Source organism: Psychrobacter sp. 1U2, assembly GCF_051847575.1.
In genome coordinates, this window is the sequence record NZ_JBPYDC010000908.1 from 1 (window position 1) to 779 (window position 779).

At 44.0% G+C, this 779-nt stretch carries 1 pseudogene; it reads left to right on the top strand.

Annotation, left to right across the window (positions count from 1 at the left end):
- Positions 1 to 779 (top strand): annotated as a pseudogene (gene rpoB / locus ACS8FD_RS19480) (DNA-directed RNA polymerase subunit beta); the annotation flags it as partial.

Consider the following 779-nt stretch of genomic DNA (forward strand, 5'->3'; position numbering starts at 1 on the left):
TACATCGCTGATACGCTACGTGCTGATAGTACCTCGACTCGTGAAGAAGCACTAATCGAGATCTATAAAGTTATGCGTCCAGGCGAGCCGCCAACAGTTGAGACTGCTGAAAAGCTGTTTGAAAGTATGTTCTTCAATGCTGATCGTTATGATTTGTCAAACGTCGGTCGTATGAAATTTAACCGCCGTCTAGGTTTAGAGTTTGAAGATACTGATGATGCTGACACTCAACGTGCTCGTAGCGTTTTGACCAATGATGATATTGTTAATGTATTAAAAGAGCTAATTGAAATCCGTAACGGTCGCGGTGAAGTTGATGATATTGACCATCTAGGTAACCGCCGTATTCGTTCAGTAGGCGAGATGGCCGAAAACCAATTCCGTGTTGGTTTGGTTCGTGTTGAGCGTGCAGTTAAAGAGCGTCTATCATCAGCAGAATCTGACAATTTATCACCGCAAGATTTGATCAACTCTAAGCCAGTAGCTGCTGCGGTAAAAGAGTTCTTTGGTTCAAGCCAATTGTCACAGTTTATGGATCAAAACAATCCATTGTCTGAAGTGACCCATAAACGCCGTGTATCAGCGTTAGGACCAGGTGGTCTAACGCGTGAGCGTGCAGGTTTTGAAGTACGTGACGTACATGATACGCATTATGGTCGTGTTTGTCCGATTGAGACACCTGAAGGTCCAAACATTGGCCTTATCAACTCACTAGCGACGTTTGCTAAAACTAATAGCTTTGGTTTCTTAGAGACTCCTTATCGCCGTGTGGTTGATGG